Genomic DNA, 13,807 nt, shown 5'->3' with positions numbered 1-13,807 from the left:
CCCCCCGGCTCCCGGCGAGCTTCGCGGCCGCCGCCGACCACGCTCGACGCCCTCATCGCCGAAAAATCTCGGAAACTCCTCCGTTGCGCGTACACGAATTCCGCACACATCGCGTAGGATCGTTCACGTCGGCCCCTCCCCCCCGGGCCGACCCTACGCGGGCCTCGGCTAACTCCCCCCCTTCGCCGAGGCCCGCTCCCCATTTTCCGGGAAGGTCGCAGCTCGGTTGAACCGCCGACGCGCGCCGACCCGAGCACCGTCACAGTCGGGCCACGAACCGGCGATCCCCCGGCAACCGGGGCTATCGTCGGCCCATGGTGCCCGGGCGAGGCGTGATCGCCGCGGTCGTCGTTTCGATGACGATCGCGGTCGGCTGCGCGGGAGCCACCGACGATGAGCCCGCCACCACGACGGCCGAACTCGCACCGAATCAGGTCGCCGGAGTGGCCCTGCCCGCCGACGCGGTGGACAACGCCGTCGGCCGACTCGACGAGCTGGCCGGATCACTGATGGACAGCACCGGCATACCGGGAATGGCCGTCGCCGTGGTTCACGATGGAAAAACTGTGTACGCCAAGGGATTCGGCGTCCGTGATGGGCGTTCGGGCGAGCAGGTCGATCCCGACACGGTCTTCCAGCTGGCCTCGGTGTCGAAGTCGGTCGCGGCCACCGTCGTCGCCAACCAGGTCGGCGCGGACACCGTCGACTGGACGACCCCGGTGGTGGACCACCTGCCCACCTTCGCGCTGGCGGATCCGGCCGTCACCGCCCAGCTCACCGTCGCCGACCTGTTCGCGCACCGCAGCGGCCTGCCCGATCACGCGGGCGATCGACTGGAGGACCTCGGCTACGACCGGGCCACGATCCTGGACCGGCTCCGCCTCGAACCGCTCGACCCGTTCCGGATCACCTACCAGTACACCAACTTCGGGCTCACCGCGGGCGCGGAAGCGGTCGCCGCCGCGGCCGGGACCGAGTGGGCGCAGTTGTCGGCCGATGTCCTCTACGAACCTCTGGGCATGCAGTCGACCAGTTCGCGCTTCGCCGACTTCGAGGCGCGCCCGAACCACGCCGTCGGCCATGTTGACATCGACGGCGACTGGGTCGCCCGCTACACCCGCGACCCCGACGCCCAGTCCCCCGCGGGCGGGGTGAGTTCCTCGGTGAACGACATGACCCGCTGGCTGACGATGCTGCTCGGCACCGGCACGAACGGAGCCACCACGATCGCCCCACCGGAGGCGCTGCTGCCCGCGATCACCCCGCAGGTGATCTCGTCCCCGGCCGCTGCCGTCGACGCGCGAGCGGGCACCTACGGGTACGGCTTCAACGTGTCGACCTCGCCCGCCGGCCGCACGACCCTCAGCCATTCCGGCGCCTTCGCCCTCGGCGCGGCGACCAGCTTCCAGGTGATCCCGTCGGCCGACGTGGCGATCGTCGCCCTCACCAACGCGGCCCCCATCGGCGTCCCGGAGACACTGACCGCCGAGTTCGCCGATCTGGTGCAGTTCGGCGAGATTCGCGAGGACTGGCGCACGCTCTACCGAGATGCCTTCGCCTCGATGGACGAGCCGGAAGGCGACCTGTCCGGTGAGCCGGCACCCACCGACCCCGCTCCCGCCCAGGGGTTGTCGGCCTATACCGGCACCTACGACAGCGACTACTGGGGCCCGGCGATGATCACGACCGACGACACGGGCCTCGTCCTCACCATCGGCCCCGCGCAACGGCGCTACCCCCTGCGGCACTGGGACGGCGACACCTTCGCCTTCGAGCCGATCGGCGAGAACGCCCCGCCGGGCAGCGTCTCCTCGGCGACCTTCACCGACGGCTCGCTCACCCTGGATTACTTCGACGAGGACGGCCTCGGCACCTTCACCAGGGGCGGCTGATCATTCCGCCCCGGCCACGGCACGCCACGCGGTGGTCAATCGGGCGGCCCGCGCCTTACCGGCCACGCCGAGCACCGGCGAATCGCGTTCCCATCGGCTGCGCACCACGGGGTCGACCTGGTCCCACCACGGCTCCAGCTCCACGCGCGCCCGGGTGAGCAGGCCGAAGACACCGCCCAGCGCGACGTGGGCGCCGGCCGAGCTCGGGTCCTCGACACTCACGCCACGCACGGCCGCAAGCACCGCCAGCAGCTGCGCTACCGGTTCCACGGGCCACCGCGCCTGCCTGCCCACCCGCACCAGCCGACCGAGCACAGCGGCGACCACGTGCATGTCCTCGACCGTCCGGAACGGCTTGAGATAGTCGGCGTAGCCGTCGCCGGGCAGCACGTCGCCGGGGGCTGCCGCGAACTCGACGGTGGCGTGCGGAACCTCGGGGACGAAGGGCAGCTCGGGCAACGGCGTCACCGTGATGCCGGGGGCGGTCGCGGGGACGAGGACCGCGCGCAGGCTCGACCTGCCGTCCGCGCGCAGGCCGTCCGTGGCGATCACCACGAATCGGGTGGCGGCCGGGCCGAGGGTGGCGAAGGATTTGGTCCCGGTCACCGTGCCGTCGCCGGCGACGGCGGTCGTCATGGCGGACGGCCGCGCGCCCGCCGCTTCGGTCGCGCACAGGGCGGCCAGGTCGTCGGGCTCGAGCTCGGGGATCAGGGTGTGCAGGGCTTCCTGATAGCCGCCGAGGAACGCCGAACCCGTTTCCGCGCTGTCGAAACCGGCGACCGCGGCACGGTCCACCGAGTTCGCGAACCCGGCACTGCGGGCCCGGTGGCGCGCCCAGCAGGCGGCGAGATCTTCTCCGGGCGCGTCATCGGGTTCGGCGGTGAGCAGGAAATCGAAAACCGAGGCGTTCACAGCTGTGGAGCCTAGGTGACCGGGCGACGGCTCACTTCTCGGTCAGCCGGATCACCGGGTACTCGCGGTCGGACTTGCGCTGGTACTTCTCGTATCGGGGCTGGGCGGTGGTGATCTGCGCCCAGGCGCGGTCCCGGTCGGCGCCGGCGAGCTTGTGCGCCGACACCGCGACCGCGGGACTGCCGGGCAGTTCGATCGCGACCTGGTCGGGATGGGCGAGCAGATTGGCGCACCAGTCCGGATTCCGGCCGCCGCCGCCCGAGGCGACGATCAGCCGGGCCGCGTCGCCATCGGCGAACCAGGAGACCGGCGACTGCCGCTGCTGACCACTGCGGCGCCCGACCGTGTGCAGGATCAGCACGTCCATGCCCATCATCTTGCCGCTGCCCTTGCGACGCATCTTGGTGACCGTGCGCTCGTTCATCTTGCGCTGGAACCACAGCGACAACGCGCTGAAACCACTCTTGCTGTCTGTCATCTTCTCGCTGCCTCCCAGGTCACGGCGGTTCGTGTGGACGAATACAACGCTAGGGCTCGAGCGAGGCCCGGTGCTTCTCGATTCCTGACCGGACGCGGAGACCCCGGAAACGACGAAACCCGCTCCCCCACGGAATTCGTGGTGGTGCGGGTCCGGGATGTGGTGGAGCCTAGGGGAATCGAACCCCTAACCCCTGCCTTGCAAAGGCAGTGCTCTGCCAATTGAGCTAAGGCCCCTAGCCGATCGGGTGTGATCGGTTGGCAATCCGAATCAGCGGGTGGTGACCTCACGCCAGAGGTCGGCGTCATCGCGCTTGCGGAATTTGTTGATACCGATGAGAACCGCGATCACAACACCGACCGTGAGGACAATCTTCATGATTCCCACCCTACTTGTGATGTTTCGGGAGTGGGCCTAGGAGGACTTGAACCTCCGACCTCTTCGTTATCAGCGAAGCGCTCTAACCGCCTGAGCTATAGGCCCGTAAGTTGTTTCGAACCCCTGCAGAAGCAGAGAACCGCAACGAGGAACGAGGTTACCCTACTCGCATCCTGATAACCAAAACGGCCGGTCAGGCCCATTTTCAGGGGCTGACCGGCCGTCGGTACAACAGCGGCTTCCTAGTCCGGATCGGCCAGGGTCACCTGGATGCCGCCGACCAGATCACAGCACTGGTTGTAGATGAACACACCGACCGTCGCCAGTGCGGTGAACAGCACCACATTGATCAGACCGATGACACCGGCATAGCCGAAGACCGTGCCCGCGTCGATCAGGCTCGACGAACTGCCTTCCTGGTTCAGCATCTCGCCGAGCGAGTTGTCCAGGTTGTCCCACACACCCATGCCCGCGAGCACGATGTAGAGCAGACCGACAGCCACCATCCAGACGAAGAACATCGCGATGCTGATCACCAGGGTGATCTTCAGCGTCGACCACGGATCGATCCGGCGGATCTGCACCGTCGCGCGCAACGGCTCACCCGACGCGGCGGCCGCGATGGCCACCGGCGCGGCGGGCGAGACCCCGGTGGGGGCGACGGCCCGCTGACTCGTCGGTGCGCCCTGCTGCGGTGCCTGCGGCTGCGGTGCGAGCGGGACACCGGTCTGCGCCATCGGCATATCGGACCCGGGATGGCGCACATCGGATAGATCCGGCATGTCCTTGACCAGTTCCGGCCGGGCGATGCTGCGGGTCGGCCCGTCGATCCCGACCGACTTCACCATCGCCGCTTCCTTGCGGGCCGCCTTGGCCGCGAGGTCGGCGGTGGTGCGGGCATTGGACGCGCCGCTGCCCTTGAGCCCACCGGAGGAGCCCGATGCCGGGCGCCCCTGGCTCGGCGACTCACCAGGCCGATACAGGTTCGACTGCGGTTCACGCTGCGGCAGCTGAGCCCACCCGTCCTGATACGGCGACTTGCCCGTGCCGCCCGCCGGACCCTGACCGGACGCGGGGGGCGGGGTGGGTTCGGTACCCATCCGCACCGTTGCCTGGTCGAACGATTCGCCTCCGGCGGCACCGGATTCCGGCGCCGCCGCACCTTCGGCCGGACCGCCCTGGCGTGGGATCGGCCGCGGCTGGATCGGAGAGGAGGCGACCCGTTCGGTGACGCCGTTGGTCTGGTTCCGATCGTCGTTCGACTGATTCGGTGTGGTCAATGGAATCCTCAGATCCGTTCGTTGCCGCCGCTGGTTGGGTTATTGCTCCGAAGCCGCGTCGCCGGTGAGCTGATCGGGATCGGGCTCGTCGGCGTTGCGCGCGATCGCTAGCAAGGTATCGCCATCCGCGAGGTTCATCAATCGCACGCCCTTGGTCTGGCGTCCGGCTTTACGAACTTGCTTGGCCGCGGTACGGATGACGCCACCACTCGAGGTGATCGCGTACAACTCGTCCTCGTCGTCGACGATGAGCGCACCCACCAGGCTGCCACGCTTCGGATCGTACTGAATTGTCAATACGCCTTTTCCGCCACGACCCTGCGCGGTGTACTCCTCGATCGCGGTGCGCTTGGCATAGCCGCCCGCGGTCGCGACCAGCAGATACGTGTCGCTACGCACCACATTCAGCGAGAGCAGTTCGTCGTCGGTGTTGAAGCGCATGCCCTGCACACCGGAGGTGGCCCGGCCCATCGGACGCAGCGCCTCGTCGGTCGCCGCGAACCGGATCGACTGCCCGTGCGCCGAGACCAGCAGCAGGTCGTCGTCGGAGGAGCACAGCACCGCGCCGACCAGCTCGTCGTCATCGCGCAGGTTCACCGCGACGATGCCGCCGGAGCGGTTGGAGTCGAAATCGGTGAGCTTGGATTTCTTCACCAGGCCCGCGCGTGTCGCGAGGACCAGGTACGGCGCGTCCTCGTAGGTCTTGAGCTGGATGATCTGGGCGATCTTCTCGTCCGGCTGGAAGGCCAGCAGGTTGGCCACGTGCTGACCACGCGCGGTCCGGTTGGCCTCGGGCAGCTCGTAGGCCTTGGCCCGGTAGACCCGGCCCTTGTTGGTGAAGAACAGCAGCCAGTCGTGGGTGGACGAGACGAAGAAGTGCTTGACGATGTCGTCCTGCTTGAGCCCGGCGCCCATCACGCCCTTGCCGCCGCGCTTCTGCGAGCGGTACAGGTCGGTCTTGGTGCGCTTGGCGTAGCCGGTCTCGGTGATCGTGACGACCACGTCCTCGCGGGCGATCAGGTCCTCGTCGGCGACGTCACCGTCGGCGGCGATGATCCTGGTCCTGCGGTCGTCACCGTACTTCTCGACGATTTCGGCCAGCTCGTCGCGCACGATCGCGCGCTGTCGTTCCGGCCGCTCCAGAATGTCCTTGTAGTCGGCGATCTCGAGCTCGATCTTGGCCAGATCGTCGACGATCTTCTGCCGTTCCAACGCCGAGAGGCGACGCAGCTGCATGTCCAGAATGGCGGTCGACTGGATCTCGTCGATGTCGAGCAGCTGCATCAAGCCGGTGCGCGCGGTGTCGGTGTTGGCCGAGCGCCGGATCAGGGCGATGACCTCGTCGAGCAGATCGAGCGCCTTGACCAGGCCGCGCAGGATGTGGGCCCGCTCCTCGGCCTTGCGCAGCAGGTAGCGGGTGCGCCGGACGATGACCTCGAGCTGATGGTTCACGTAGTGCCGGATCATCTGATCCAGGCGCAGCGTGCGCGGCACACCGTCGACGATCGAGAGCATGTTCGCGCCGAAGCTGGTCTGCAGCTGGGTGTGCTTGTAGAGGTTGTTCAGCACCACCTTGGCCACGGCGTCACGCTTGACCGTCACCACGATCCGCATGCCGACACGGTCGGAGGACTCGTCGTGGATATCGGCGATACCCGCGATCTTGCCGTCCTTGACCTGCTCGGCGATCGAGTTGACGAAGTTGTCGGTGTTCACCTGGTACGGCAGCTCGGTGATGACGATCGTGGTGCGGCCACGAGCGTCTTCCTCGATCTCCACCACACCGCGCATGCGGATGGAACCGCGGCCGGTGGTGTAGGCGTCGTGGATGCCCTGGCCGCCGACGATCAGGCCGTGCGTCGGGAAGTCGGGGCCCTTGACCCGTTCCATACACGCGGCGAGGGTGGTCTCCTCGTCGGCCTCGTAGTTCTCCAGCGACCAGTAGATGGCCTCGGCCAGCTCGTTCAGGTTGTGCGGCGGGATATTCGTCGCCATACCGACGGCGATGCCGTTGCTGCCGTTCATCAGCAGCGCGGGCACGCGGGCGGGCAGCACAGTCGGCTCCTGCGAGCGACCGTCGTAGTTGGGCACGAAATCGACGGTCTCGCTGTCGATGTCGCGCAGCATCTCCATCGCCAGCGGCGTCAGGCGGCACTCGGTGTAGCGCATGGCGGCCGCGCCGTCGTTGCCGCGCGAACCGAAGTTGCCCTGGCCGTCGACCAGCGGATAGCGCAGCGACCAGGGCTGGGCCATGCGCACGAGAGTGTCGTAGATCGACGAGTCGCCGTGCGGGTGGTAGTTACCCATGGTCTCGGCGACCGGACGCGCGGACTTCACGTAGCCGCGGTCGGGACGGTAGCCGTTGTCGTACATCGCGTAGAGCACGCGCCGGTGCACCGGCTTGAGGCCGTCGCGCACATCGGGCAGCGCGCGGCCGACGATCACGCTCATCGCGTAGTCGATGTAGCTGCTCTGCATCTCGTTCTGGATGTCGACCGGTTCGATCCGGTCGCCCGCACCGCCGTTGGGCGGCAGCGTGGTCTCAGTCATCAATTCTCCTTCGAGGACCTGGCGTGGGGACGGGCGCGCGCGGTGGCGCAGCTCCGGCTACACGTCGAGGAAACGGACGTCCTTGGCATTGCGGGTGATGAAGCTGCGACGTGCCTCCACGTCCTCGCCCATCAGCACGGAGAACAGCTCGTCGGCCGCGGCCGCGTCGTCGAGCGTCACCTGACGAAGCACCCGCACCGCGGGGTCCATGGTGGTCTCCCACAGCTCCTTGGCGTTCATCTCGCCCAGACCCTTGTAGCGCTGGACGCCGTCGTCCTTGTTGATCTTCTTGCCCGCGGCCAGGCCGGCCTCGATCAGCGCGTCGCGCTCGCGGTCGGAGTAGGCGAACTCCGGATCAGCGCGCATCCACTTGAGCTTGTAGAGCGGCGGCTGCGCCAGGAACACGTGGCCACCCTCCACCAGCGGCCGCATGAAGCGGAACAGCAGCGTGAGCAGCAACGTCGCGATGTGCTGTCCGTCGACGTCGGCGTCGGCCATCAGGATGATCTTGTTGTAGCGCAGCTTGGCGATGTCGAACTCGTCGTGGATGCCGGTGCCGAACGCGGTGATGATCGACTGGACCTCGTTGTTCTTGAGGACGCGGTCGATGCGGGCCTTCTCGACGTTGATGATCTTGCCGCGCAGCGGCAGGATCGCCTGGTACATCGAGTCGCGGCCGGACTTGGCCGAGCCGCCGGCGGAGTCACCCTCCACGATGTAGATCTCGCACTTGCCCGGATCCTTGGAGCGGCAGTCGGCCAGCTTGCCCGGCAGCCCGCCCAGATCGGTCGCCGACTTGCGCCGCACCAGCTCGCGCGCCTTGCGCGCGGCCATCCGGGCCTGCGCCGAGGACACCGCCTTCTGCACGATGGTCTTCGCGTCGGCCGGGTTGGCCTCGAACCAGTGCTGCAGGTGCTCGTTGCAGGCGCGCTGCACGAACGACTTGACCTCGGTGTTGCCGAGCTTGGTCTTGGTCTGACCCTCGAACTGCGGCTCGCCGACCTTGACGCTCACGATGGCGGCCAGGCCCTCGCGGATGTCGTCACCGGTGAGGTTGCCGTCCTTCTCCTTGAGGAGCTTCTTCTCCTTGGCGTACTTGTTGACCACGGTGGTCAGCGCCGCGCGGAAGCCCTCTTCGTGGGTGCCGCCCTCATGGGTGTTGATCGTGTTGGCGAAGGTGTGGACCGACTCGGAGTAGCCCGAGTTCCACTGCATCGCGACCTCGAGCTCGTGGCCGGTGCCCTTGACCGTGTAGCCGACAACCGAGTTGTGAATGGCCGACTTGGTGCGGTTGATGTGGCGGACGAAGTCCACCAGGCCGCCCGGGTAATGGTAGGTGCGGGTCTTGACCTTGTGCACCACCGCCTCGGCGGCGACTTCCTCGGCATCCTTGGGCGCCTCGGCCGTCTCACTGACCACTTCGTCGGTGATGTCGGTGTCGCTGACCCGCTCGTCGGTGAGCTTGATGGTGAGGCCCTTGTTCAGGAAGGCCATCTCCTGCAGGCGTCGCGAGACCGTCTCGAAGTTGTAGTTGGTGGTCTCGAAGATGTCCGGGTCGGCCCAGAACCGCACCGTGGTACCGGTGGCCTTGGTCGGCTCGCCCTGCGCCAGCTTGCCGGGCTTGGCGTCTTTGTAGGTCTGGCTCCAGTGGTGGCCGTCGACGTCGATCTCCACCTCGACCTTGGTCGACAGCGCGTTCACCACCGAGATGCCGACACCGTGCAGACCACCCGAGACCGCGTAGGAATCGGAGTCGAACTTGCCGCCCGCGTGCAGCTGGGTCATGACGACCTCGACCGTCGGCACGCCCTGGGCGTGCATCCCGACCGGGATACCACGGCCGTCGTCGATGACCTCGACACCGCCGTCGGCGAGCAGGGTCACCTCGACCTTGGTGGCGTAGCCGGCCATCGCCTCGTCGACCGAGTTGTCCACAACCTCCCAGATCAGGTGGTGCAGACCGCGTTCACCGGTGGAACCGATGTACATGCCGGGGCGCTTGCGCACCGCTTCCAGGCCCTCGAGGACCGTGATGGAGGAGGCACCGTAGCCCGAATTGTTGCCCGATGCGTTGGAGTCGTTGGCAGCCACTTCTCGGTAGCTCTCCTTACTTGCTGATCCCTGGCGCAGCGATCGGGCAGCACGAACACGGACTGCACAGCACGCGCCGAGGGTTCGCCGCTGGTTACTTCACCATCCTACTGGTAAGCCCAACTTACAGTGCACCTACGACACCCCTAACGTCCCCGTGAATGCGAGAAATCGACTTTCTGCGACACTGTTCCGCCTCTCCGGGAATTTTGCCGATCGTGGGAGCGAATAGGCCACCCATCCGGGACGACGGTCCGGAGCGCGAGATTCCCGGGGGTCCCGGAGGGCGATGCCCAGGTCCTCGCGCCATCGGTGGTCGCCATCGGACTGCCCGTCGCAGTTATCCACAGGCTCTATCCACATGTCCACAACTTCAGGGGCGCAGAGCCGAGCCGACGCCACGGATCTCGGCTGGTCACCGTTCGGCTATCCGTAGGTGTCGCGCGGGCCGCGGCCTTTGATGTGGCGCTCACCCTTGCGCCAGCTCGGCGCGGCGGGCCCGGTGATGCGCAGTGAGGTGACCACGCCCTGACCGACCGCGGCATTGATCTTGGCCAGGATCTGACTCTGCAACATCCGCAACTGGGTGGCCCACGCGGTGGACTCGGCGGCGATCTTGAGCACCCCGCCCTCCAGCGTCACCGGCGTGGCGTGTGAGGCGATGTCCTCGCCGACGACACTGGTCCACCGACCGAACACCATGCCCTCGGCCACCTTGCCCGACCAGCCACGACTCTTCGCGATCGAGCCGGTGAGGGCGGACAACAGCTGGGGATCGCGCGGGTCGGGACCAGCACCGGACCAGCCGGTGCGACGGCGACCACCGGCGCGGAGCTTGCGGACCGGCGAGGCCCGTCCCTGGCCGATCGACTTTCCGTTGGCCTTGGCCGCGGCGCGGGCCTCTTCCAGGGCACGGCGGGCCAGATCGATCCCACGCAGTTCCGGTGCGGGCTCTTCCTGCACAGGTTTCCGCCTTCCGGTGTCGATGCTGGCCGAGTGCGGATCGAGTCTACGCCCGGGCGCCGACAACTCCGCCGCACACCGAGCTGGCATATGTCCAGCATGTTGCCGGTTTTCCACAGGGGCTGTTGATAACTATCGCCAACTGTGCATATCTTCGGATCATCCGCCACGGATCATTCACCGTAAACTTCCACTATGGGCAGTGGCAGACCGCCGACGACGAGGATCGTTCGGCTGCCGAAAGCCTTCGACTGGCTGTTCCGGCGGGGTCTGCTGAAATCGCCCAACGGTAAGCGACTCGCCATGATCTGCATCGACCATTGGAACGGGCGGGAGCCGACAGCGTCGATCCAGGCACCGGAGAAGCCGAGGGCCGCCGTCACGCACGATCGAGCCGCGGTCGCGTCGTGGACTTTCGGCGGCGTAGCCGCGGGCAGTGGTGCCGCCGCGATGAATATGGCGGCCGTCCTCGTCGCCACCGACATCGCCGATTCGCCCGCATGGACGAGCGAGCTGCTCGACGACTATCACGGCCGGATCGACCTCGATCTCCACATCGCCCAGATCGCCTACAGCGGCGGCGAGATCAGTCGGCTCCGCATCGCCATGGCTCTCCCGACGCGGATCGACCTCACCGCCGACACCGGCTGACCGCACTGATGGCGCCCGCGTACGAGATCCGCTCTCATCGCGGGTCGCGCTCCTGCGCGGCAGGACGGGCGTCGAGCAGGCCCTCGCCGTGTTCGACCACGTCGGTGACGAACTGTGAGGTGCGCCGGTCGGCCTCGCCGGTGGTTCGCACCCGCAGCGGCTCGGCGGCGAGCTCGGCGGGCACGTCCTCGGCCACCGCGGCGGTGATCAGCACCTGCTCGGCCCCCGCGGCCACCTCGGCCAGCGCGGTGCGCCTGCGCCGATCCAGCTCGGCGAACACGTCGTCGAGCAGCAGCACCGGTTCGGTCCCGGCGCTGCGCAACAGCTCGAACGAGGCCAGGCGCAGCGCGAGCGCGAACGACCAGGATTCGCCGTGACTGGCGAACCCCTTGGCGGGCGCGCTGCCGAGCAGCAGTTCCAGATCGTCGCGGTGCGGGCCGACCAGGCACACCCCCCGGTCGAGTTCTCGGGGACGCGCGGCCGCGAGTTCCCGCAGCACGATCTCGTGCAGGAGGGCCGCGTCACCATCCTCGGGGCCCCTGGCCGGGTCGAGCAGTTCCGGCGGCAGATAGCCCGAGCGGTAAGCGATTGCGGCCGGGCGGGATTCGGGCGCGATCGACCGATAAGCCTGTGCCAGATGGGGATACAGGTCGTGCACCAGCCGCAGGCGCTGCGCGAGCAGGACCGACGCGTGCTCGGCCAGGTGCCCGTCCCACACGTCCAGCGTGCCCAGATCGGCACGGGAACGCGACTGGCGCCCAGCGGTTTTCAGCAGCGCGGAACGTTGCCGCAGCACCTTGTCGTAGTCGGCGCGCACGCCGGCCAGCCGGGGCAAGCGGGCTGTGCACAACTCGTCGAGGAACCGGCGCCGCTCCCCCGGATCGCCACGGACCAGTGCCAGGTCCTCCGGCGCGAACAACACGGTCTGCAGGATTCCGAGGATCTCGCGGGACCGGCGCACCGGTGAGCGATTGATCTGCGCTCGGTTGGCGGCACCGGCCTTGAGTTCCACGTCGACGCGCAGCTCCCGGCCGGTGTTGACCACGGTCGCCCCGATCCTGGCCTGGGTGGCGCCCATCCGGATCAGCGGCGCGTCGGCGGAGACACGATGGGAACCGAGCGTGGCCAGGTAACCGACCGCCTCGAGCAGATTGGTCTTGCCGTTGCCGTTCGCCCCCAGCAACACCGTGCGCCCTGGGGACAACTCGAGCTCGGCGTGCTCCCACGAGCGGAAATCACGGACCGACAGCGCACGGATGAACATGCCCGGTTACGCGCGAGTCCGGCTCAGCCGGGCAGCCGGACCGGCATCAACAGGTAGATGTACTGGCTCTCCAGCGCGGCGAACGCACCGGATTCCAGCACCTTGGGCTCCTCGTCGGAAGCCGGCAGCAGCACCGCCGGACGGCTCGGCGTGGTGAAGCCGAAGGTGACCCGATCGGTGTGCAGCGCCGACAGACCTTCGGTCAGGTAGCCGGGATTGAACGCGATGGTCAGCGGCTCGCCCCGGAAATCGGCCTCGAGCCATTCCTCGGCACGTCCCGCGTCGTCCCCACCCGCCGACAGCAGGACACCGTCTGTGGAGAACTCGAGACGCACCTGGGCACCACGTTCGGCCACCAGGGCGACGCGCTTGATCGCCTCCGACAACGCGGCGACCGGCAGGGTGGCGATGGAGGTGTGTTCCTTGGGGAGCAACTGGCGGAACTTGGGGAATTCCGCGTCGAGCAGCCGGGTGGTGGTTCGGCGGCCCGCGTTGACGATGCCGAGCAGGCCGTCGGCCCCGCCACCGCTGCCCAGCGACAGCTGTACGGGCGCCTCGGCGGACCCGAGCGTCTTGGCGGCCTCGGAAAGTGTGCGCGCGGGGATGAGCACCGCGGTCTCGAGATCGGGACGGTTCGGGGACCACTGCAGGTGGCGCACGGCGAGCCGGAAGCGGTCGGTGGCGGCGAGCACCACGTCGTTGCCCTCGATCTCGACCCGGATACCGGTGAGCATCGGCAGTGTGTCGTCGCGGCCGGCGGCGACGGCGACCTGGCCGACCGCCTCGGCGAACACATCGACGCTGAGCTCACCGGTCTGCTGCGGGACCTCGGGCAGTTGGGGATAGTCCTCGACCGGCATGGTCGGGAGCGAGAACTTGGCGCTGCCACAAGCGATGAGCACGCGGGTGCCGTCGACGGAGACATCGACCGGTTTGTTCGACAGCGCCTTGGTGATGTCGGCGAGCAGTCTGCCCGAGACCAGCACCTGGCCGGGACCGGCGACCTCGGCCGCGACGCGCATCTGCGCGGAGACCTCGTAGTCGAACCCGGAGACGGTCAGACCGTTCTCGTCGGCGACCAGCAGGACACCACCGAGAACCGGCACGGGCGGGCGGGACGGGAGGCTGCGCGCCACCCAGGCCACCGACTCGGCGAAATCCTCTCGGGCGACCCGAAACTTCATGCTCGCAAGCTCCATCGCCCGATTTGTCCTCTCCGAGTTTCGAATCCGTGTGCGGGTGTGTTCAGCGGAGTTGAGGTGCTGTGTCGGCCGCGCACTGAGTCTCGCACAACCAGCCGACAACCAAACGGTACCCGGACAACACGTGAAGTCCGCATCGACCCTCC

Annotated in this window: 11 protein-coding genes and 2 tRNA genes; 2 read left to right on the top strand and 11 right to left on the bottom strand. The window is 67.8% G+C overall.

Features of this window, described 5'->3' with window-relative positions; genetic code table 11:
• The first annotated feature begins 314 nt into the window (after positions 1–314).
• Positions 315–1,892, top strand: coding sequence for a serine hydrolase (locus tag BOX37_RS00060; protein ID WP_071925658.1), 1,578 nt, complete (start codon positions 315–317; stop codon positions 1,890–1,892).
• On the opposite strand, the gene BOX37_RS00055 is transcribed toward BOX37_RS00060, so the two are convergent.
• The 9 genes from BOX37_RS00055 to BOX37_RS00020 all read right to left on the bottom strand — a co-directional run bounded on the left by BOX37_RS00055 (position 1,893) and on the right by BOX37_RS00020 (position 10,544).
• A complete protein-coding gene (locus tag BOX37_RS00055; protein WP_071925657.1) occupies positions 1,893–2,804 on the bottom strand; it encodes an acyl-CoA dehydrogenase family protein in 912 nt (303 codons plus the stop codon). It lies immediately after the preceding gene.
• Positions 2,805–2,835: 31 nt separating this feature from the next.
• Positions 2,836–3,282: a nitroreductase family deazaflavin-dependent oxidoreductase gene (locus BOX37_RS00050; protein WP_071925656.1), complete on the bottom strand. Its 447-nt coding sequence runs from the start codon at positions 3,280–3,282 to the stop codon at positions 2,836–2,838.
• Positions 3,283–3,442: 160 nt separating this feature from the next.
• Positions 3,443–3,518: transfer RNA gene (locus BOX37_RS00045), tRNA-Ala, on the bottom strand.
• Positions 3,519–3,552: 34 nt separating this feature from the next.
• Complete coding sequence (locus BOX37_RS35010; protein WP_240505149.1) at positions 3,553–3,660, bottom strand: DLW-39 family protein; 108 nt, start codon at positions 3,658–3,660, stop codon at positions 3,553–3,555.
• A gap of 31 nt (positions 3,661–3,691) precedes the next feature.
• Positions 3,692–3,765: transfer RNA gene (locus BOX37_RS00040), tRNA-Ile, on the bottom strand.
• Between the two features lie 137 nt (positions 3,766–3,902).
• Positions 3,903–4,940, bottom strand: coding sequence for a DUF3566 domain-containing protein (locus BOX37_RS00035; RefSeq protein ID WP_071925655.1), 1,038 nt, complete (start codon positions 4,938–4,940; stop codon positions 3,903–3,905).
• Positions 4,941–4,979: 39 nt separating this feature from the next.
• Complete coding sequence (gene gyrA, locus BOX37_RS00030) at positions 4,980–7,490, bottom strand: DNA gyrase subunit A (RefSeq protein ID WP_071925654.1); 2,511 nt, start codon at positions 7,488–7,490, stop codon at positions 4,980–4,982.
• 57 nt (positions 7,491–7,547) lie between these two features.
• The gene (gyrB, locus tag BOX37_RS00025) at positions 7,548–9,581 is read right to left on the bottom strand and encodes a DNA topoisomerase (ATP-hydrolyzing) subunit B (RefSeq protein ID WP_071925653.1); all 2,034 of its coding nucleotides are present in this window, start codon (positions 9,579–9,581) and stop codon (positions 7,548–7,550) included.
• Between the two features lie 426 nt (positions 9,582–10,007).
• On the bottom strand, positions 10,008–10,544 hold the full coding sequence (locus BOX37_RS00020; protein WP_156910215.1) for a DUF721 family protein: 537 nt from the start codon (positions 10,542–10,544) through the stop codon (positions 10,008–10,010).
• Between the two features lie 195 nt (positions 10,545–10,739).
• Here BOX37_RS00020 and BOX37_RS00015 point away from each other — a divergent pair, with 195 nt between their 5' ends.
• On the top strand, positions 10,740–11,195 hold the full coding sequence (locus BOX37_RS00015; RefSeq protein ID WP_071925652.1) for a hypothetical protein: 456 nt from the start codon (positions 10,740–10,742) through the stop codon (positions 11,193–11,195).
• 34 nt (positions 11,196–11,229) lie between these two features.
• On the opposite strand, the gene recF is transcribed toward BOX37_RS00015, so the two are convergent.
• Together recF and dnaN are read right to left on the bottom strand one after the other, a co-directional pair.
• Complete coding sequence (gene recF / locus BOX37_RS00010) at positions 11,230–12,459, bottom strand: DNA replication/repair protein RecF (RefSeq protein ID WP_240505148.1); 1,230 nt, start codon at positions 12,457–12,459, stop codon at positions 11,230–11,232.
• 23 nt (positions 12,460–12,482) lie between these two features.
• Positions 12,483–13,658 (bottom strand): DNA polymerase III subunit beta, encoded by a 1,176-nt coding sequence (gene dnaN, locus BOX37_RS00005; RefSeq protein ID WP_071925651.1) that lies wholly within the window; start codon positions 13,656–13,658, stop codon positions 12,483–12,485.
• Positions 13,659–13,807: the final 149 nt, after the last annotated feature.

It is taken from the genome of Nocardia mangyaensis, assembly GCF_001886715.1.
Lineage (GTDB): Bacteria > Actinomycetota > Actinomycetes > Mycobacteriales > Mycobacteriaceae > Nocardia > Nocardia mangyaensis.
This window is presented reverse-complemented; position numbering and strand designations above follow the sequence as displayed.

Excerpts from the sequence above, each read along its gene's own strand:
- gyrA (WP_071925654.1), bottom strand. The coding sequence starts at position 7,490 with ATGACTGAGACCACGCTGCCGCCCAACGGCGGTGCGGGCGACCGGATC.
- BOX37_RS00015 (WP_071925652.1), top strand. The coding sequence starts at position 10,740 with ATGGGCAGTGGCAGACCGCCGACGACGAGGATCGTTCGGCTGCCGAAA.
- BOX37_RS35010 (WP_240505149.1), bottom strand. The coding sequence starts at position 3,660 with ATGAAGATTGTCCTCACGGTCGGTGTTGTGATCGCGGTTCTCATCGGT.
- BOX37_RS00050 (WP_071925656.1), bottom strand. The coding sequence starts at position 3,282 with ATGACAGACAGCAAGAGTGGTTTCAGCGCGTTGTCGCTGTGGTTCCAG.
- recF (WP_240505148.1), bottom strand. The coding sequence starts at position 12,459 with ATGTTCATCCGTGCGCTGTCGGTCCGTGATTTCCGCTCGTGGGAGCAC.
- dnaN (WP_071925651.1), bottom strand. The coding sequence starts at position 13,658 with ATGGAGCTTGCGAGCATGAAGTTTCGGGTCGCCCGAGAGGATTTCGCC.
- BOX37_RS00060 (WP_071925658.1), top strand. The coding sequence starts at position 315 with ATGGTGCCCGGGCGAGGCGTGATCGCCGCGGTCGTCGTTTCGATGACG.